The following is a 19,379-nucleotide window of genomic DNA, read 5'->3' on the forward strand; positions in this document are numbered from 1 at the left end:
CGCATCGATGTGAGATCCGCTTAACCAAATGACGAATTTCCGGTATCGCCACGTCGTGGCGCCATGCTCCAGAAGCCTCGACATGTTATTGTGGAGGAAGCCTCCGCATCAATATACGGAGGCTTCCTCCGTATATCAAGAGCACCAGTCAACATGCAGAAAAAAGTGTCTTCCCAACCAAGGGCCCGGCCTCGTGCCGACAAGGAACGTAACCGTGCGCGCTTGATTGCGGCAGCCAAGCAGGTTTTCGCGGCACGAGGCGCTGCTGCCAGTCTGGAGCAAGTCGCCAGTGAGGCAGGCGTCGGCATAGGTACGCTATATCGACACTTTCCCAAACGAGATGTGCTGCTCGAGGCCGTTTACCGGCAGGAGACCGATACGTTGGTCGACGCAGCGGATCGGCTAATGGCGCAGCAGGAGCCAGTCGAAGCGCTGCGTGAATGGTTACTGCTGTTCGTGGATTTTATCGATACCAAACGGGATATGGCGGATGCACTGAATACTCTGATAGGTGGTCCCGAGCCGCTCTATAGCGGAACTCCTTCCCACCTTGCCTCATCCATTGAGGCGCTGGTCGACGGTGCGATCAAGACCGGTACGTTTCGGATCGATATCGAGCCCCTTGACCTGCTGCGTGCCATTGCCGGTGTCGCAAACATCAGGCCCGGCCAGAATTGGAAGCCATCAGCCATTCGGATGGTTGACCTTCTGATCAGAGGGATGCAGATCGAGCGTTGAAGTGCAAGGATGATGGTCCTGCTGTTATGACCCCGTATGGCAAGCGGAAACAAGGTACACCCGCTTGATCAATATGGTTGTCGGGTCGCCGGCTCACCAGTGATGTGGTTGGACGCCCGGCGATGAGTGAATCTGCGTGATCAAGTGGGTTCTCAGTTGTGCCAGCCCCCTGAATAGCTGTGATCATAGTCCTTTGTTTGACTATGGGGACTCACCATTGTGGTGCTCGTTCATGCCGCGCTTGAAAAGCGGAGGGCTACTCCGTATTTTTGAAGAGGAGGATTGCTCCGCTTTGTGTGGGGCTTACTCATTTTCCAGCAAGAATTTCTCGCATGAGGACATATGATGACGGCATTCACTACAACTGCGGAGCAAATGGCATATCTCGAGAGCGCGAACATGGAAGAGAAAGTGACCTACCTCCTTGATCATGCTCAGATTACAGATGTGCTGCAGCGCTATGGGCAATGCGTTGACATGCGTGATTTCAAAACGCTCAGGACATGCTATACCGACGAGATTGAAGTCGATCATAGCCCGACAATCGGTATGGGGCGTATGCATATCTCGGCCGACCGGTGGTGTGAACTTGCTGATAAGTTCCATAGCCAGCTGGATGGCGATGAGCATATCCTGATACCACAAAGCATCGTGATTAATGGTGATGCAGCGTTCTGTCACGTACTGGTCCATGCACATCACTTCTACAGAGGGGCGAATGGCAGCCCGTTTCAGACGCTGGTCGGTACGTACGACCTGGGGTTCACGAAAACGGAGGATGGCTGGAAAATTTGCCGCTCGATTCAGGGCATGAGCTGGACTGAGGGAAATTGGCAATTTCATAACGACATCAAGGATTCGCTCAAGCATTAAGACTCGCGTGCTGAACGAGGCACCATGACGTCTCTCGCCCGTGGAATTGGGCGAGAGACGTAGGCTAAGCCAGTTGACCTACTTGTTCTTAGGCTTGAGCGAGCCGACCGATCCTACGCAGAATTGTCCGAACGGGTACACCTTTCGCCGCCGGCCGTGCATGAGCGTGTCAGGCGCTTGCGCCGTGACGGCGTCATTCAAGGGACGGTGGCAAAGCTCGATGGCACGAAGATCGGCTGCCCGCTACTGGCGTTCGTGCATATCACCACCGAAGGATGGGGGATGACCGAACCGGTGCTCGCGCTGCGCGAGATGGCTGACGTGGAAGAAATCCACACGGCGACCGGGGAAACCTGCTTGATTCTCAAGGTGCGCTGCTTGCGCCCTTCCAGCCTCGAGGCATTGCTGTCGCGTATTCAAGCAATAAAAGGCGTGCGCACGACCCACAGTTACGTAGTGCTGGGAACCTATCTGGAGCGAGGGCCGATGCCGGAAATTCCCGAGCCGCAGTCGGAAGAGAAATGATGGCAGGGAGATGGGAGCCGACCTGGATGCGCCCGATTGAAACCGCTTGTCATTAGCAAGTCTGGAAGACGCCGGGCCCTCGAGCTCGGCCTCTTCGGCCCCGGAGGTTCACAGTCTTGGCGCTTCAGAAGGTGCCGGGGTAGGTACCGCCATCGAGCAGTACGTTCTGGCCGGTCATGTAGGCGGCCTGGCGGCTGCAGAGAAAGGCGCAGACTTCGCCGAACTCCTCGGAGTTGCCGAAGCGGCCGGCGGGTATGGCGGCCAGACGCGCCTGGGCGACCTCGTCATGCGTGCGGCCGCTCTTGCTGGCGGCCTTGTCGATACTCCCCCTCAGTCGTTGTGTGTCGAAAGCGCCCGGCAGCAGGTTGTTGATGGTGACGTTGCGGCTGGCGAGGCCGGACTGGCGTGCGGTGCCCGCGACGAACCCGGTCAGGCCGCTGCGGGCACCGTTGGAGAGTCCGAGCACGTCGATCGGCGCTTTCACTGCCGACGAGGTGATATTGACGATTCTACCGAAGCCTCGCTCGGCCATGCCATCGACACAGGCTTGAATCAACGTGATGGGGGCCAGCATGTTGGCGTCCAGCGCCGCGATCCAGTCGTCCCGGTTCCAGTCGCGGAAGTCGCCGGGCGGTGGGCCGCCGTTGTTGTTGACCAGGATATCGACCTGGGGCGGCGCGCTTAGCACCGCATCTCTGACGGCCTGGTCGCTGATATCACCGGCCACCGTACGTACTTCGATCGCCGGATTGAGTGCACGCAGTTCCTGCGCAACTGCGTCGAGCGTTTCCTGCCGGCGAGAGTTGATGACCAGATTGACGCCTTCCTTGGCCAGGGCGATGGCGCAGCCTTTGCCGAGCCCCTGGCTGGCTGCACAGACGATGGCCCAGCGGCCGTGAATACCGAAATCCATGATGTCTCTCCTTTCATGAGATCGAGACAGGCATCGCCGGCGTCGGCTATCGCCACCCGCGGTGACCTGCAGTGAAACGGCGTGTCCGTCGATCAGCCCCCGATCGAGGCAGGCACTTCGCCCAGCAAGGTTTCCGGCATCTCCATGTCCAGCGCGTCGGCCGTTCCTTGCAGGACGGCCACCGAGGCGAAGAAGGCGTCGCGTGGGCGCCGGGTTCGAATGCACTCCATCAACTGTCGGTGACGCTCCAGGCTCTGCTCCGGATCGCTGGCGCTGATGTTGGATGTTTCCACCAGCAGATGAATCGAGGGCTTCAGAATGTGCGAGAGCTGCGTCCAGACGATGTTGTGAGTCGCCTTGAAGATGGCCACATGGAAGGCGACGTCGTGGTCGCTGTGAAGCCTCCCGCGGTTGGCCGACTCTGGGTTGTGGAAGTCCTGGCCCATGCCCTCGAAGGCTTCCTCGATCGCCACGAGGTCTCGCGCGGTGGCGCGCTTGGCCGCGGTCATCGCGACATAGGGTTCGACGTCGAACCTGAAGGCCAGGATCTCGCGCTGGATACCCGGGTTGGGGGTGGCGAAACGGACCATCCAGTCGGTGACCTGCGGATCGAGAATATTCCACTCGGAGTACGCCCGGACTCGCGAGCCGTAGCCGGAAATGCGCTCGATGATGCCAGCGTCGACCAGCTGGCGCAGATCGCTGCGCACCGCCGAGCGATTGAGCGCGAACTGCTCGCAGAGATCGATCTCCTTGGGTACGAATTCGCCGGGCTGGTAGTGTCCGGCGAAGATCTCCTTGACCAGCGCTTCGGCGACGCTGGGGCGTTGGGGGGAACGAGTTGGCGGCGCGTCCTTCACGAACATCGGGTCTCGGCAGTCGAAGTTGGCTAAGCCGTATGGTCAACATTGGCTTTCTCAACTTCATCTTACCCGTCGGGTCGCCGAACGCGCGACCTGGAAAGGTCGACATACACCCATGGTCGTATCCGCAAGCTTTCACTCATGGCTTTCAGCGGTGCTCAAAACACCCAGTTGGGCAGCGTCAATGACACCGCTGGCACGAAGGTGACCACCAGCAGCAAGGCGACCAGCAGCAGCCAGTAGGGCACGATGGCGCGAATGAACGCCCCGATCGAGACGCCGGTGATACTGCAGGTGGTGAACATCACCGTCCCCAGCGGTGGCGTTATCGTGCCGATCGAGGCGTTGAGGATGAAGACGATGCCGAAGTGCACCGGGTCGATGCCGAACTGGGCGGCGACCGGGGCCAGCAGCGGCGACAGCACGATCAGAATCGCGTTGCCCTCCAGGAACATGCCGAGGACCAGCAGCAGCAGGTTGGCGATCAGCAGAAACGCCACCGCGCTGCCGACGCCCGAGGAGAGCATCAGGGCGATCTGCTGGGGAATCTGCTCCCAGGTGAGCACGCGGGCGAAGCCCGAGGCGACGGCGATGATGAACAGCACGTTGACCGAGGCCATCAGCGATTCCCGCGTTGCCACGGCGATGCTGCCCAGCCCCATCTGGCGATAGACGAACAGGCCGACGATCAGCGCGTAGAGCACTGCCATCGCCCCCGCCTCGGTGGGGGTGAAGATACCGACGCGAATCCCGCCGATCACCACCACCGGCAGCAGCAGGGCGATGATCCCGGCGCGGGTGACGCTGATCCACTCGTGACGCGATACGCGCTCGCGGCGCGGCTTCTGGTAGCCGAGACGTCGGCACTGGATCGAGACCAGCACCATCATGGCGACCGCCATCAGCACCCCTGGCACGACGCCGGCCAGGAACAGCCGGCCGATGGAGACGTTGTTGACGTAGCCGTAGACGATCAGCGCGATGCCCGGCGGTATGGTCGAGGTGATCAGCGACGACGAGGCGGTGATCGCGCTGGAGAACGCCTTGGGGTAGCCGGCCTTGGTCATGCTCGGCACCAGCAGCTTGGCGTTCATCGCCGCATCGGCAATGTTGGAGCCGGACAGCCCGCCCATGAAGGTGCTCAGCAGCACGTTGGCCTGGGCCAGTCCGCCGTGCAGGCGGCGGGTCATCAGCTCGGCCAGCTTGAGCAGACGCTCGGTGATGCCGGAGTGATTCATGAACACCCCGGCCATGATGAAAAACGGAATGGCCAGCAGCGAGATCGACTCCAGCCCGCCGGCGAGGCGCTGGATCAGCATCACCATGGGCTGGTCGGCGCCGATCAGGAAGTAGGCCAGGCTCGACGCGAACAGCGCGAAGGCAACCGGCGTACCCAGGCAGAACAGGATGAAGAGCGCGACGAGCGCAATGCCAACGGCCATCGATATTACTCCTTGGTGTTCAACACATCGGCGGTCAAGAGGTCGGCGGTCGCGTCCGGTGAAGCCACACCCCGGTCATCGGTGATCAGGCGCACCAGCCCGTGGTAGAGCATCATGGCGGCGCTGATGGGGATGGCGACGTGGATCCAGTAGTAGGGGATCTGCAGCATCGGCGTGCTGCGGAAGCGCGAGAACGGCAGCAGTTCCAGGCCCCAGAACAGCATCGCCAGGGCACAGAGCATGACGATGCCGATATTGAAGATGCGGGTATTCCAGCGGCTCAGGCGGGGCGGCAACTTGTCGCCCAGCAGGCCGATCAGGACGTGCTCGTTGCGCCGCACCAGCGCGCTGGCGCCGAGAAACGTCGCCCATACCATCAGCAGCTGCAGGATCTCCTCGCTCCAGGCCAGCGGGGACGAGAACAGATAGCGCATGAAGACATTGGCGATGGCGACCAGGAACAGCCCGAACAGTGCCAGGCTGGCGATCACCTCGTCGAGCCGCATCAAACGGTCGACCGCCCTGAAAAGCGTTTGCATGAATATTCAACTCCTAACGGCGTGAGCAACAGCTCACGTCGCAGCGTTAAACAAAGGAGGATCGATAGCCGAGCGAGATGAAGCGCAAGGCGCGCGGGGCGCAGAAGACGAGACATAACGGGGTGTTAGGCGAGGGCTTCGAGCCCCGCGCAACGCCGCGATTCGCTCGCGCAGGCATCGAGACTAGCCGTTGATGATGTCGCTGACCTCTTGATAAAGCCCCTCGCTCCACTGCGGAAACGCCTTGGGAATCTCTTCCTGGGCGCGCTCGCGGAACGGCGCGGTATCCACCTCGTGAACCTGGACACCGGCATCCTTTAGCTGTTCGAGCGACTTGTCGGTCTCTTTCTCGACCAGGGTTCGCAGGTTCTGGGCCATCTCCTGGCCGGTCTCGGTGAGAATCTTCTGATCTTCCGGGCTCAACTGCTGCCAGAACGCCTCGCCGGTGACGAAGGGCGCGACCGTGTGCATGTGGGCGGTGAGATTGAGGTTCTTCACCACTTCATGGAATTTGCCGCCGTAGAGCACCGGCAGCGGGTTCTCGACACCGTCGACCAGGCCCTGGGCCAGGGAGGGGTAGACGTCGCCCAGGGACATCGGTGTCGGCACCGCGCCCATTGCCTTGATCGCGGCCACGTACATCGGCGAGTTCTGCACCCGGATCTTGACCCCGGCCAGGTCTTCCGGCGTGGCCACCGGCTCGCGGGAGAGCAGCTGGCGCACGCCGTAGACGGTGTTGGGAATCACGATGTGATAGCCCGCTTCCTCGACTTTCTGCTCCTGTCCGGCGAACCAGTCGGAATCGAAGACCTTGAGCTTGCTGTCGAAATCGTCGGCCAGATAGGGCGCGTCCAGTACGGCGAGATCCGGCACCGAACTGATGAAGTTGGAGTAGGCGGTAATGGTGATCAGCGGCGAGCCGAACCGGGCCTGCTCCATCACTTCGGTCTCGCCGCCGAGCTGGCTGGCGGGAAACGCCTTCAGCGTCAACTCGCCGTCGCTGGCTTCCTCGACGCTTTTCGCCCACGCCTTGACGGCGACATCGACCGGCTCGCCGGGCTGATTGCCGTAGGCGACGCGAATCTCGGTGGCGGCTTGCGCTGTGCTGACGAGGGCAAGGGTGCTCACGCTCGCCAGGGCGAGCGAAGCCGTGAATCGGAAAAATCGATGGGTCGTCATGGGCGTGCTCCAGTGTTGTCGTCTTGTGGGCTTCTTGCTGGGATCATTGGCTCAACGCGTCGTCGAGCCTGGGTGTGGCGCGCCCCTGGAGGCGTGCTTTATCCACCACCGGTTGCAGCCGTCGCTGTCGCTTGGCGGCGTGATTCTGGGCGATATCGGCGAGGCTATGATCGAGAAAGGGGTTGGCGAAGCGCTCCAGCGTCACGGCCAGATAGCGCTGCAATCGGGTCATCGGCAGCTCGGTGGCCAGCGTCGGCAGGACCTCGTCTTCGAGCACGGCATGCAGCGGGTCGACCAGCGCGGAGTGCTCCATCGCCTCGCGCACGAATTCGACCGGCCGGCCCTCGCGCTGCCATCGATCGACCAGATAGGTGTGGGCGAGATTGAGAATGTGCAATTTGCACATCGCCTGCGGGCCCAGGTCATCGACGATCTCGACATCCGAGTGGGTGCAGGGAATCGCCATGCCGGGTCTGCGCTGGATGGCCCAGAGCGCGTAGGGCTCGGCGATCGCGCCGAGCGGCTCGAGCGGTTCCGAGACGATACGATCCACCAGCGTATCGGCCCATACGCAGCGGTTATCGAGCCAGTCCAGAAAGGCCTCGCTGTCCGGGGTTCCTGCGCCGTCGCGGCGGGCCATCGCCGTCACCAGCGATTGCAACCGGCTGGCGCTGTGCTCGATCAGCTCGCAGGGCAGGATCGTCAGGCCGTCGTTGCCGGCCTCGAAGCGCGCCCGCAGCAAGTGGGTCAGCTTGCCGGGAAAGCTCGCCGGCACGGTGGCGAGACTCGAGTCGTCGCCGATCTCGTAGCCGTTGTCGGCGGTATTGGAGACGATGATGCGGGCGTGCTCGATTACGTGGCGCTCGAGCGCGTCCCACTGCTCGGCGGCGATCAGGCAGCCGGCGACGCTGTCGACGGTCTGCTCGCGGTCGATGGCCTCGCCGTCGCGTCGGCCGCGAATCCGCACGGGGTAGCGGCGCCGCTCGGCCAGCAGGCGCGCCTTGCGCTTGCCTTCCTCGCGGGTCGAACTCTGCACCACCAGAATGCGCTGGTCGCTCTCTCCGCTCTCCAGCGATTCGGAGACCAGCGCGTCGACATGGGCGAGCAGAAAACGCCCGGTGCCGAACTGAACGATCCCGGCGTCGCGGTAGTCGTTGGTGTGCCTGGAGAGCGTCATAGCGAGACCCCGCGCTTCCAGGGAATGAAGTCGTGCTGGGAGAGGCGCTGGGCGTGCGAGTGGTGACGCCCCGAGGCGACCTCGATGCACAGCGTCAGCAGCTCTTCCGCCAGTTCGTCGATGCTGCGTTCGCCGCGCACGATGGGGCCGGCGTCGAAATCGATGATGTCGCGCATGCGCGTGGCCAGTTCGCTGTTGCTGGCGATCTTGAGCACCGGTGTCACCGGGTTGCCGGTGGGCGTGCCGAGCCCGGTGGTGAACAGGATCAGGTTGGCGCCGGATCCGGCCAGGGCGGTGGTCGATTCCACATCGTTGCCCGGGGTGCAGAGCAGGCTGAGCCCGGCGCGGCGGTGGGGTTCGGTGTAGTCGAGCACGTCGACCACCGGGCCATCGCCGCCTTTCTTGGCCGCGCCGGCGGATTTCATCGCGTCGGTGATCAGGCCGTCGCGGATATTGCCCGGCGAAGGGTTCATGGAGAAATCGGCCCCCACCGCGGCGGCGTGGCGCTGATAGGCCTGCATCAGATCGCGGAAGCGTCCGGCGACGCCCGCGTCGGTGCAGCGGGCGACCAGCTCGTGCTCGACCCCGCACAGCTCCGGGAACTCGGCGAGAATGCCGCTGCCGCCGAGGGCGACCAGGCGATCGACCACGCCGCCCACCAGCGGATTGGCGGAGATCCCGGAGAAACCGTCGGAGCCGCCACACTCGACGCCGAGCGTGAGCTTGGAGAGCGGCGCCGGCTGACGCGGGATACGGTCGGCGGCCGCCAGGCCGTCGAAGATCGACTGCAGCGCATTGCGGATCAGGGCCTCCTCGCTGGGTGAAGACTGCTGGTCGAAGTAGTCCACCGTTCGCAGTTGCTGCGGGTCGCGCTGGGCCACCGCCGCCTTGAGCATCTGGATCTGCGCCTTCTGGCAGCCGAGGCTCAGCACCGTCGCGCCGGCCACGTTGGGGTGGCAGATGTAGCCGGCCAGCAGCTGGCACAGCGCTTCGGCATCGTCGTCGGTGCCGCCGCAGCCCAGGGTATGGGTCAGAAAGCGCACGCCGTCGACATTGGGGAAGCGTGTTGGCGCTTGCGACTCGAAAGGGTTGCCGAACGAGGCATCGAGCATCCCGTCCAGCATCTGCCGCGCCATGCGCTTGTAGTCGCGATAAGGGTCGTCGCCCAGCGCATCGGCGACGCACTGGCGCAGCACCTCGATATTGCGGTTCTCGCAGAACACCAGCGGGATCACCAGCCAGAGGTTGGCGGTGCCGACACTGCCGTCGGGGCGATGGAAGCCGTCGAAGGTCGCGCCCTGGAAGCGCGTCACCTCCGGCGGCGTCCAGCTCCTGCTGCCGGGCTGGACGTCATCGCTCTCCGTGGCGTGGGCGACGTTGTCCACGCTGATGACGCCGCCCGCGGGGATGGCTTGCGTCGCCTTGCCCACGGTGACGCCGTACATGGTGACGATATCCCCCGGCGACAGCGCCTGGAGCGTGAACTTGTGCTTGTGGCGGACATTGTCGGCAAGGGCGATATCGCGGTCGTCGATCACGACCCGGCGGCCGGCGGGCAGGTCGGTCAGCGCCACCGCCACGTTGTCGCGCGGGTGGATGCGCAGGGTGATCCGGGTCGGGCTGTCGGTACCGATGGTGTCGAGGCGGGTATCGCTCATGATTCGACCTCCGCGGTTGCGGCATCCAGCGTCACCATCGCCTTGATCACGCCACTGGCGGGTGCGCACCACTGGGGCATCAGCGTCGGCAACTCCTCGAGCCGACCCCGGTGGGTGATCAGCGGCTCGGTGAGGAGGTCGCCACTGGCCATCAGCCGGGTGACGGTCTCGAAGTCCTCCCGCGTGGCGTTGCGGCTGCCCAGCAGGGTCAGTTCCTTCCTGTGGAAGTCCGGATCGCTGAAACTGATGTCGGCCTTGACCACGCTCACCAGCACATAGCGACCGCCGTGGCCGGCGAAGTCGAAGCCGCGGATCATCGCCTCGGGATTGCCGGTGGCATCGAACACCACGTCGGCCAGGGCGCCGTCGTTGAGCGCCTCGATCCCGGCGGTCACGTCGTCCTCGACGGCGTGCCAGACGGCGTCGGCGCCGAGCGCGTCGCGACAGAGCGCCAGGCGATCGCGATTGGTGTCGACCATCGCCACCCGCGCGCCGCGACTCTTGGCCACCTGCAGTACGCCAATGCCGATCGGGCCGGCACCCACCACCACCACCAGTTCGTCTCTTTCGACCTGGCCGCGGCGGACGGCGTGGGCGCCGATCGCCTGACACTCGACCAGCGCCAAGGCTTCCGCCGACAGCCCGGGCACCGGCACCAGATGCGACGCCGGGACGTTGAGCCACTCCGCCATGCCGCCGTCGCGATGCACGCCGACCACCTCGAGACGCTGGCAGCAGTTGGTACTGCCCTGGCGACAGGCGCGGCATTCGCCGCAGTGGAGGTAGGGGATCACGTAGACTGGCTGGCCAATGAGTTCGGGGGAGACATCGTCGCCGGTCAGCACCACCTCGCCGCTGAGTTCGTGACCCAGCACGCGGGGGTAGGCGAAGTAGGGCTGATTGCCGCCGAAGGCGTGAATATCGGTGCCGCAGATGCCGATACGGCGAATCGCCACCAGCGCCTCGCCGGGCCCGCAATCGGGCACCGGCCGGTCGATGACGGCCATCTCGCCGGGCTTCGAACAGACGACGACTTGCATGTGTGGACTCCTGAAACGCCGACCTCGTATGTCAAAGGAACAAAGGTCGGACCATTGCGTGGACGGTCGGCCCGGCGGGATACCCAAATCGCCGGGCGTAAGATCGATCGAAGGGGCCGGCCCGACTCGGCGGGCTCGGCCCCGGCTCGGGTTACTCGTCGCCTGCCGCAGTCGCGGTCGGTGCCAGATAGGGCGTCAACTTGCGCTGCTTGGGGTCGAGCAGGCCGGTGAAGTCGGGTTCGTCGACGCTCTCGGTGGTCGCGACGTGGACGCCGGTGTCGACGCTCTTGGGTAGCGCGACGCCCTGGGACGCGGCGTAGGCGAACCACACCCCGGAGTACCCCATCATGTAGGGATCCTGGACGACCAGGGAATCGATCACGCCCTGGCGCAGAAAATCCACCTCGAGCTCGCTGGAGTCGAAGGCCACCAGGCAGACGTCGTCCGCGCTCTGTTCGGCAAAGGCGGTACCGGCACCGTCTCCCATCAGTTGGTTGTCGGCGAAGATGCCCTTGAGCTCGGGGTAGCGATTGAGCAGGTCGAGGGTATCGTTCATCGCCTTGGTGGTGTCGTTGTTGGCGACGCGATTGTCGACCACCTCGATGTCCGGGTACTCGCCGATCGCATCCAGGAAGCCGTTGTCACGGGAGACCAGCGACTCGCCGTTGGGGTTGGTGCGCAGGTACGCCACCTGACCGGAAGCCTCGCCGTTGGTCCGCTCGATACACTCGGCCAGCGCATGTCCGGCGCGCTGGCCCGCGGCGAAGTTGTCGGTGGCGATCAACGAGGCGTAGCGATCGGTGTCGACGCCGGAGTCGATGATCACCACCGGAATGCCGGCGGCGGTCGCGCTCTCCACCGGACCGGCCATGGCATCGGTGGAAACCGGGGCGAGGACGATCGCCGTGGGCTTGCGGCTGATCAGGTTCTCCATGATCGAGATCTGGCGGGCGACCTCGGTCTCGTTGGCCGGCCCCAGCTCCTCGATCTGGATGCCGAGACGGTCGGCTGCCTGGTGGGCACCGTCGAACACCGCCTGCCAGTAGGAGGCGGTGGTCGCCTTGATCACCACCGGAATGGTGATGTCGGCGTCCTGGGCGCTGGCGAGCGGGCTGGTCGAGAGCCCGGCGAGCGCAACGCCGAGGGCGAGCGGGGCGAGTCGACGTGAGCGTGGCGTGTGGCTTGGCATGAGCGTTCTCCGCCTATTGTGGTTGGTTTTCGGGTCCTGCGGTCGTTGCTGCCTTTCGAAATGGAGTGCCGCGTTCAGGCGGCGCTCTCCCGGCGTTCGCTGTAGCCGGTCATGTACTTGATCAGCTCCTCCTGGGTGGTCTCCTCGGATCGCGCGACGTGGACGATGCGGCCGCGATACATCACCGCGATGCGGTCGGCGACTTCCAGGATCTCCACCAGGTTGTGACCGATGTAGATCACGCCGACGCCCTTGGCGGCGAGCATTCGCGATAGCTTGATGACGTTCTCCCGCTCCATCACCGCCAGCGCGGCGGTGGGCTCGTCGAGGATCACCACCTTGGCATCCCAGTAGAGTGCGCGCGCGATGGCGACGGCCTGGCGTTGCCCGCCGGACAACCCCGCGACCGTGCTGGCCCCATCGGGGATGTGGCTTTCGATGCTGTCGATCAGCCGCTGCGTCTCCTGCAGGATGCGCCCGCGATCGATCACCGGCAGCAGGCCGAGCCAGCGGCGGACCGGCTCGCGCCCCAGGAAGATATTGGCGCCCACCGAGAGTTCGTCGGCCAGCGCCAGATCCTGATAGACGGTCTCGATGCCGGCGCGGCGCGCCTCCTTGGGGGAGTCGAATGCCACCGCCTTGCCACCGAGGGCGATGTCGCCGCTGTCGCGGCGGTAGACGCCGGAGATGTGCTTGATCAGCGTCGACTTGCCGGCGCCGTTGTCACCCACCACGGCGAGCACCTCGCCGGCCTCGAGGGTGAGGTCGACCCCGCAGAGGACTTCCACGGCACCGAAGCGTTTCTTGAGATCCCTGACTTCGAGTAGCGACATGGTCGGACTCCTATTTCACGCCGCTCTGGCGGCGCTTATGCAAGTTATCGACGTAGACGACGGCGGCGATGAGAATCCCGGTCGCGACCATCTGCCAGAACGAGTCGATGCCCAGCAGGTTGGCGGCGTTGGCGATGGTGGCGAACAGCAGGGCGCCGATGAAGGTGCCGAGTACGCTGCCGCGACCGCCGAAGAGGCTGGCGCCCCCCACCACGGCGGCGGCGATGGCGTTGAGCTCGTAGGCGACCCCGGCGGTGGGCGAGCCGATGCTCATGCGCGCCATCAGCAGCATGCCGGCGATGCAGGCAGTGACGGAGCTGACGATGTAGGCGAAGAAGACGATGCGCTTGATGTTGATCCCTGCGCGGCGGGCGGACTCGTGGTTGCTGCCCATGGCGATCATGTAGCGTCCGGTGCGCGTACGGCTGAGGATGAAGTGCAGCACCACGCCGATGACCAGCATGCTCCAGAACAGCGACGGAATGCCGAGCCATTCGGCGCGGGCAAAGGCGGAAAGCGCCTTGGGCAGGCCGAACACGCTGGTGCCGTCGCTGACCAGGAAGGCGCCACCGCGAAACGCCTGCAGACCGGCGAGGGTGATGATGAAGGCCGGGATGCCGAGGCGGTAGACGGAGAAGGCGTTGAGCGAGCCGATTGCCACGCCGAGCACGAGCGTCAGCGCAATGGCGAGGGGGATCGGCACGCCCGCGGTCAGCAGCGTCGCGCAGACGACGCCGGAGAGCGCCACCACCGAGCCCACCGACAGATCGATACCGCGGATCAGGATCGGGAACAGCACGCCGAAGGCGATGATGCTGTCGATCGACACCTGGCGCAGAATGTTGACCACGTTATTGGTCGTCAGAAAGGTCGAGGTCGTCAGCGCCATCACCACCCATAGCAGTAGCGTGAGGCCGAGCACCAGCGTCTCCACCGGTAGGCCCCACTTGCGCAGGTGGCGCGTGCCCGTGGCTGCCGGGGCTTTCATGCCGCGCCCAAGCGGTAGATTGGCGTCATGGGTTGCCATTTGTTGTTCTCCTCCGTCCAGGGCGTCGGGCGCTGGTAGCGCCACATTTCCGCCTCCCACCGTTGCACCGCCGGGTTATTACGCTCGGCGGCGGCCATGGCGTCGAAACTGAATCGGTCGTCATCGGTTTCCATGACCATGACCAGTCGCGAGCCCAAGCGAAAAATCTCGAGGCTTTCCACCCCGCAGCCGCGCAGGTGGGATTCGACTACCGGCCAGACCTCTCGATGTCGGCGCTCATACTCGGCAATCGAGGCGTCGTCTTCGACCAGATCCAGCGCCAGGCAGTAACGCATGTCTTCGGCCTCCGTTGTTGTCAGCCTTGCCGACCCGTTGTCGAAGGCGCCGTCATGGCGCGATCGAGATGGACGTAGCCACCGTCGACGAACAGCCACTGGCCGGTGGTGTGGGACGCTCGTGGAGACAGCAGAAACAGCGTGCTGTCGGCGATCTCCCGGGGTTCGGTCATGCGTTGGCCGAGGGGAATCGTGGCGGTGATGGAGGCGAGGCGAGCCTCGGTGTCGTCGAAGCTATCGATCCAGCGGCGATAGAGCGGCGTCATGACCTCGGCCGGCACCACCGCGTTGACGCGAATGCCGTCGCCGGCGAGGCTCACCGCCCACTCCCGGGTCAGCGCCAACTGGCCGCCCTTGGCCGCGCTGTAACCACTGGTGCCGCCCTGGCCGGTGAGCGCGGTCTTGGAGGCGACATTGACGATGGCGCCACGGCTTCGCCGCAGGTGGGGCAGGCTGTGATGCGCCATGGCGTAGTAGTGGAGCAGATTGCGATCCAGCGAGGCCTGGAACGCCTCGACCCCGGCCTCGAGCCCGATCCGGTCGTTGACGCCGGCGTTGTTGACCAGCCCATCGAGCCGCCCATGCCGATCGACCGTCCGGGCCACCGCCGAGCGGCAGGCTTCGTCGTCGGTCAGCTCCGTGGCGATGAACTCGATGCTGCCGGATTCGCGGAGCTTCGCCAGCCATTCCGCCGGCGGTTCGTCGCGCGCCACGATGACCGGTATCGCTCCCTCGGCGACCAGCGCTTCGCTGATCGCAGCCCCGATGCCGGAGGCGCCGCCGGTGACGATGATGACGTTGTCTTGGAGTTCCAGGTTCATGTGCAGGGCTCTTTATCGTTATCGGGAGAGTTCAGCGAGCGCACATCAGGCATCTTCAAGCCATACAGGCGTCGAGCGTTGCCACCGAACAGCGCTTTCTTGTCGAGCCCGCGTCGGGTGGCCCAGTCATCGATCAGCGCCAGGACGTCGTGATAGCTGCCGGCCACCAGGCAGACCGGCCAGTCGGAGCCGAACAGCAGCCGCTCCTCACCGAACGCTTCCAGTGCCACGTCGAGATAGGGCTGGATATCGTGAGCACGCCAGTGCCGCCAGTCGGCTTCGGTGATCAGTCCGGAGAGCTTGCAGGCGACATGGGGTAGTTCACCGAGGCTCGTCAGCTCGCGGCGCCAGGTATCGAAGCCGCCGCCACAGGGGTCGTCGAGATGGCCGCGCAGGTCGGGCTTGCCGAGATGATCGAGTATCAGCGTGTGCCCGTCGCAGGCGCGGCAGAAGTCGAGCGTCGCCGGCAGATGGGCGGCGGTGACCAGCACGTCGTAGCACCAGCCCGCGCGCTGGAGCTGCTGGACGCCTAGCTGCACGTCGCGCCGGCGCAGATAGTCGCTGGGCTCGGCCTCGTCCTGGATCAAGTGACGAAAGCCGCACAACCGCGACGAGTGCCGGCGATCCAGCTGTGTCTCCAGGTCGCCCGCCACCGGATCGATCCAGCCGACCACGCCGACGATCGACGGGTCGTGCTCGGCCAGATCGAGCAAGAAGTCGGTCTCCCGGGTCAGCGGTCGCGCCTGGACCGCGATCGTCGCGTCGATGTCCCAGGCCTGCCGTTCGGCGGCGAGATCCGGCGGCAGGAAATCCCGCTGCAGCTCGCCCATGGCGCCGTCGATCCACGGAAACTCGCTCGCCCGGTAGTGCCAGAAATGCTGATGGGCATCGATACGCATGACGGTGACCTCCGTGGACGATGGTCGGATCAGCTCTCGACGCAGCGCTGCTGCTGTTCACCCAGCCCTTCGATCCCCAGGCGCATGGTCTGGCCCGGTTTGAGGAAGACCTTCGGGTTCTGACCCATGCCGACGCCCGGGGGCGTGCCGGTAGAAATCACGTCGCCCGGCTGCAGGCTCATGAAGCGGCTCAGGTAAGCGACCAGATGCGGGACCTGGAACACCATGGTCTGGGTCGAGCCGTTCTGATAGCGCTTGCCGTCGACTTCGAGCCACATGTCCAGATTCTGTGGATCGGCGATCTCGTCGCGGGTGACGAGCCAGGGGCCGAGCGGGCCGAAGGTGTCGCAGCCCTTGCCCTTGTCCCAGGTGCCGGAACGCTCGAGCTGATACTCGCGCTCGGAGACATCGTTGACCACGCAGAAGCCGGCGACGTGGCTCATGGCGTGGGCTTCATCGATATAGCGCCCGCCCTTGCCGATGATCACGCCGAGTTCCACTTCCCAGTCGGTCTTTCGGGAACCCCGCGGAATCTCGACATCGTCGTTGGGCCCACAGATGGCGCTGGTCCACTTGTTGAAGACGACAGGCTCGGCGGGCACCTCGGCGCCGGTCTCGGCGGCGTGATCGGAGTAGTTCAGCCCGATGCAGATGAACTTGCCGACCCGGCCGACGCAAGGGCCAAGCCGCGTATCGGCTGAGACTTCCGGCAGGCTGGCGGTATCGATCTGTGCCAGCCGAGCCAGGCCCGAGTCAGAGAGCACGTCGCCGGCGATATCGTCGATCTGGCCGGAGAGGTCGCGAACGGTGCCGTTGGCATCGACCAGACCGGGCTTTTCCTGACCCTTGGGGCCGTGGCGTAGCAGTTTCATGCGGTTTCCTTCTGGATGAATTCTGTTTGGGCTGCTTTGAGACTTTTACCGTGTTCCGGAATGAGGGAGTGCTGGATAAATTGGCGAGCAGGATGAAGCGCAAGGCGCCCGGAGCACAGGAACCGGAGGCTATGGGGTATAGCTGAGGATTCCGAGCACCGCGTAACGCGGCGATTCACCTGCGCAGCCATTTATACAGTGCCTCCCTAATTGGACCAGCCTCCATCGATCATCTGCACCGTGCCGGTAATAAACGAGGCCTCGTCGCTGGCCAGATGCGTTGCCAGTGCGGCGATCTCCTCCACCTTGCCCAGCCGACCCATGGGTTGGCGGGCGATGAATTCGGCAAAGACCTCGTCGTTGGTGCGGCCCTGCTGGCGCGCCTGCTCGGCGACCCGCTCGCGCAGGGAGGGGGAGTCGACCGTGCCCGGGCAGATCGCGTTGCAGCGGATGCCACGGGTCATGAAATCGGCGGCGACGGATTTGGTCAGTCCGACCACGGCGGCCTTGGTGGTGCCGTAGGCGAAGCGATTGACCACGCCCTTGGCGCTGGAGGCGAGCGACGACATGTTGATGATGCTGCCGCCGCCATTGGCCAGCATTGCTGGCAGCGCGGCGCGGATGGTGTAGAACATGGAGTCGACGTTGAGGCGCTGGGCAAAGGCCCACTGGGCCTCGTCGCACTCGAGGATCGAGCCGCTCGGCACCGTGCCGGCGCAGTTGAACAGGATATCCAGCGGTGGCAGCGACTCGATCAGCACCCGCACGGCTTCGGCATCGGTCACATCCAGCGTGTGGCACTGGGCACCGGCCAACCCTTCCAGCTTGGCCGGGTCGATATCGGTGGCGATCACGCGGGCGCCCTCGGCCAGGAACCGTTCGACGGTGGCGTGGCCGATGCCTTGTCCTGCAGCGGTAATCAGTGCGGTTTTGTTGGCGAGTCGCATGACCGGGGCTCCTGAAGGCGGCTTCGATGCTCTGTTTTTTGCTTCTGAAGAGAAGGTTGGTTCTAATGTCTAAAGGCCTGACCTTTGATCCAAGTATTATCCTTTGCCGAAACGGCTCGCAAATCGCCAAACGTCTAATAAGCCGCCGAAAGCCGCTGGTAGCGTTGTCATTTGCGACCAATGTCTATGCTCTGCCTGAAAAATGGCCGCGTTCGTCACTTCGACGTTGACACTCGGAGAGACACCGGCCGTCAATTCTTCAAGCAGAGCCTGGCTCGTCCTGCTCATGAAACCGGGAGATCGATGGATGCCGATCCAGACCATTCGCGCACAGCGGCTCTATCGTCAGATTGCCGACCAGTTGCTGGTGTTGATTCGCCAGGGGGAGTTTCCGCCGGGCACCTTGTTGCCGCCGGAGCGTGACCTGGCGCAGCAGCTGGGGGTCAGTCGGGCGTCGGTGCGGGAGGCGCTGATCGCGCTGGAAGTCGTCGGCCAGGTCGAGGTGCGCGTCGGGCACGGCGTGCTGGTGCTGGAGCGGCACGAGGAGGTGGGCAGCTCGGTGATGAGCGCGGCCCGGCGCCAGGAAGGGTGGGCGCTGGACCCGGAGTTCGCCAGCGAGATCGAACTCGACCTGGACCAGGAGATCCCGCCGTTCTCGCTGTTGCAGGCGAGACGCTATCTCGAGCCCGAGACGGCGGCGCTGGCGGCGCTCAACGCCAGCGACGAGGAGCTCGCCGCGATGCGCGCCGCCTATGCGCGCAATGTCGAGGACAATCGTCACGGCGGGCGCAACCAGGCCGGCGATCGACTGCTGCACATCCGCATCGCCGAGGCGTCGGGCAACGCGGCCTACGCCATGACCATCAAGCATCTGCTCGGCCACCAGTACGGCAAGATGTTTCGCCGCCTCCAGGAACTGTTCATGGAAACCGACATGCCGCGCCAGTCACAGGATGATCACGAGCGCATCCTGGCGGCGATCGAGAGTCGCGATCCCGATGCGGCGAGGAAGGCGATGGAAGTGCACATGGATCACGTCCTGAGAGTGTTCTTCGACGCGTGAACGGCTGGCGGACAGTCAGCGAATCTCTCCTGCCTACGGGTACTTGGTGGCCCTGGGGTGGGCCACGATCGATGACGCCACCACCGGCCAGCCGCCCTGGCGAATCACCGGACAGCCGGCCACGTCGCGGTTGTAGAGATAGAGCCAGGCGGGTCCGAATGCGGTGGCGTGGACGGCGCGATCGTAGTCGCCGAATTTCGGTCGTCTCACCCGGTAGTTTTCCAGGCGGTCGAGGCGTTTCAGGCAGGCCGCGTCGACGCGAAACACTTCGATCTCCACGCCCAGGGAGGATTCAGCCTTGGCTCCCGGATAGGGGCCGATATCGTAGAGCGTCGCCGTGGTGATGACGTCCTCGCCGACGAAGTCGGCACCGTCGAGCCAGTGATGGTTGCGCAGCCCGCGTTTCAAGGTGCCGTAGACGGCTACCAGCGCGGTGCAACGAACAGCCAGAGCTGGCGTATGCATGAATTTGGTCCCCCTTGTCT

At 64.4% G+C, this 19,379-nt stretch carries 21 protein-coding genes and 1 pseudogene; 5 read left to right on the top strand and 17 right to left on the bottom strand.

Features of this window, described 5'->3' with window-relative positions; genetic code table 11:
• Positions 1-153: 153 nt before the first annotated feature.
• The 4 genes and pseudogenes from F0A16_RS02315 to F0A16_RS22090 all read left to right on the top strand — a co-directional run bounded on the left by F0A16_RS02315 (position 154) and on the right by F0A16_RS22090 (position 2,136).
• A complete protein-coding gene (locus tag F0A16_RS02315; RefSeq protein WP_149433766.1) occupies positions 154-738 on the top strand; it encodes a TetR/AcrR family transcriptional regulator in 585 nt (194 codons plus the stop codon).
• 342 nt (positions 739-1,080) lie between these two features.
• Positions 1,081-1,611 (top strand): nuclear transport factor 2 family protein, encoded by a 531-nt coding sequence (locus F0A16_RS02320; RefSeq protein ID WP_149433767.1) that lies wholly within the window; start codon positions 1,081-1,083, stop codon positions 1,609-1,611.
• 111 nt (positions 1,612-1,722) lie between these two features.
• Positions 1,723-1,800: pseudogene (locus F0A16_RS22085) on the top strand (AsnC family transcriptional regulator); the annotation flags it as partial.
• A gap of 18 nt (positions 1,801-1,818) precedes the next feature.
• On the top strand, positions 1,819-2,136 hold the full coding sequence (locus F0A16_RS22090) for an Lrp/AsnC family transcriptional regulator (protein ID WP_338100587.1): 318 nt from the start codon (positions 1,819-1,821) through the stop codon (positions 2,134-2,136).
• 124 nt (positions 2,137-2,260) lie between these two features.
• Here F0A16_RS22090 and F0A16_RS02330 read toward each other — a convergent pair whose 3' ends face one another.
• From F0A16_RS02330 to F0A16_RS02405, 16 genes are all read right to left on the bottom strand, one after another.
• The gene (locus F0A16_RS02330) at positions 2,261-3,049 is read right to left on the bottom strand and encodes an SDR family oxidoreductase (protein WP_149433769.1); all 789 of its coding nucleotides are present in this window, start codon (positions 3,047-3,049) and stop codon (positions 2,261-2,263) included.
• A 92-nt stretch (positions 3,050-3,141) separates the two neighbouring features.
• Positions 3,142-3,915, bottom strand: a complete 774-nt coding sequence (locus tag F0A16_RS02335) for a FadR/GntR family transcriptional regulator (RefSeq protein WP_149433770.1) — start codon at positions 3,913-3,915, stop codon at positions 3,142-3,144.
• 155 nt (positions 3,916-4,070) lie between these two features.
• Positions 4,071-5,354: a TRAP transporter large permease gene (locus F0A16_RS02340; protein WP_149433771.1), complete on the bottom strand. Its 1,284-nt coding sequence runs from the start codon at positions 5,352-5,354 to the stop codon at positions 4,071-4,073.
• Positions 5,355-5,359: 5 nt separating this feature from the next.
• On the bottom strand, positions 5,360-5,893 hold the full coding sequence (locus tag F0A16_RS02345) for a TRAP transporter small permease (protein ID WP_149433772.1): 534 nt from the start codon (positions 5,891-5,893) through the stop codon (positions 5,360-5,362).
• A 183-nt stretch (positions 5,894-6,076) separates the two neighbouring features.
• Entirely contained in the window at positions 6,077-7,072 is a 996-nt protein-coding gene (locus tag F0A16_RS02350; protein WP_149433773.1) for a C4-dicarboxylate TRAP transporter substrate-binding protein, read from the bottom strand.
• 43 nt (positions 7,073-7,115) lie between these two features.
• Complete coding sequence (locus F0A16_RS02355) at positions 7,116-8,249, bottom strand: mannitol dehydrogenase family protein (protein WP_149433774.1); 1,134 nt, start codon at positions 8,247-8,249, stop codon at positions 7,116-7,118.
• Positions 8,246-9,907 carry a UxaA family hydrolase gene (locus tag F0A16_RS02360; RefSeq protein ID WP_149433775.1) on the bottom strand — a complete coding sequence of 554 codons (1,662 nt, stop codon included), beginning with the start codon at positions 9,905-9,907 and terminating at the stop codon, positions 8,246-8,248. The genes F0A16_RS02355 and F0A16_RS02360 overlap by 4 nt, the downstream gene beginning before the upstream one ends.
• The gene (locus F0A16_RS02365) at positions 9,904-10,947 is read right to left on the bottom strand and encodes a zinc-binding alcohol dehydrogenase family protein (protein ID WP_149433776.1); all 1,044 of its coding nucleotides are present in this window, start codon (positions 10,945-10,947) and stop codon (positions 9,904-9,906) included. Before F0A16_RS02365 ends, F0A16_RS02360 begins: the two co-directional genes overlap by 4 nt.
• Positions 10,948-11,098: 151 nt before the next feature.
• Positions 11,099-12,136 carry an ABC transporter substrate-binding protein gene (locus tag F0A16_RS02370; RefSeq protein ID WP_149433777.1) on the bottom strand — a complete coding sequence of 346 codons (1,038 nt, stop codon included), beginning with the start codon at positions 12,134-12,136 and terminating at the stop codon, positions 11,099-11,101.
• 74 nt (positions 12,137-12,210) lie between these two features.
• Entirely contained in the window at positions 12,211-12,969 is a 759-nt protein-coding gene (locus F0A16_RS02375) for an ATP-binding cassette domain-containing protein (protein ID WP_149433778.1), read from the bottom strand.
• 10 nt (positions 12,970-12,979) lie between these two features.
• Complete coding sequence (locus F0A16_RS02380) at positions 12,980-13,996, bottom strand: ABC transporter permease (RefSeq protein WP_149433779.1); 1,017 nt, start codon at positions 13,994-13,996, stop codon at positions 12,980-12,982.
• Positions 13,954-14,292, bottom strand: coding sequence for an L-rhamnose mutarotase (locus tag F0A16_RS02385; protein WP_149433780.1), 339 nt, complete (start codon positions 14,290-14,292; stop codon positions 13,954-13,956). Before F0A16_RS02385 ends, F0A16_RS02380 begins: the two co-directional genes overlap by 43 nt.
• A gap of 20 nt (positions 14,293-14,312) precedes the next feature.
• Positions 14,313-15,113, bottom strand: a complete 801-nt coding sequence (locus F0A16_RS02390) for an L-fucose dehydrogenase (protein ID WP_149433781.1) — start codon at positions 15,111-15,113, stop codon at positions 14,313-14,315.
• The gene (locus F0A16_RS02395; RefSeq protein ID WP_149433782.1) at positions 15,110-16,012 is read right to left on the bottom strand and encodes an amidohydrolase family protein; all 903 of its coding nucleotides are present in this window, start codon (positions 16,010-16,012) and stop codon (positions 15,110-15,112) included. Before F0A16_RS02395 ends, F0A16_RS02390 begins: the two co-directional genes overlap by 4 nt.
• 29 nt (positions 16,013-16,041) lie before the next feature.
• Positions 16,042-16,884, bottom strand: coding sequence for an ureidoglycolate lyase (locus F0A16_RS02400; protein ID WP_149433783.1), 843 nt, complete (start codon positions 16,882-16,884; stop codon positions 16,042-16,044).
• Between the two features lie 206 nt (positions 16,885-17,090).
• Positions 17,091-17,831, bottom strand: a complete 741-nt coding sequence (locus tag F0A16_RS02405) for an SDR family oxidoreductase (protein ID WP_149433784.1) — start codon at positions 17,829-17,831, stop codon at positions 17,091-17,093.
• A 307-nt stretch (positions 17,832-18,138) separates the two neighbouring features.
• Between F0A16_RS02405 and F0A16_RS02410 the strand changes: the two genes are divergently transcribed.
• Complete coding sequence (locus F0A16_RS02410) at positions 18,139-18,894, top strand: FadR/GntR family transcriptional regulator (RefSeq protein ID WP_149433785.1); 756 nt, start codon at positions 18,139-18,141, stop codon at positions 18,892-18,894.
• Positions 18,895-18,927: 33 nt separating this feature from the next.
• Here the strand turns inward: F0A16_RS02410 and F0A16_RS02415 are convergent, their stop codons facing one another.
• A complete protein-coding gene (locus F0A16_RS02415) occupies positions 18,928-19,359 on the bottom strand; it encodes a gamma-glutamylcyclotransferase family protein (RefSeq protein ID WP_149433786.1) in 432 nt (143 codons plus the stop codon).
• Positions 19,360-19,379: the final 20 nt, after the last annotated feature.

The organism is Salinicola corii, from assembly GCF_008298015.1.
Taxonomy (GTDB): domain Bacteria; phylum Pseudomonadota; class Gammaproteobacteria; order Pseudomonadales; family Halomonadaceae; genus Salinicola; species Salinicola corii.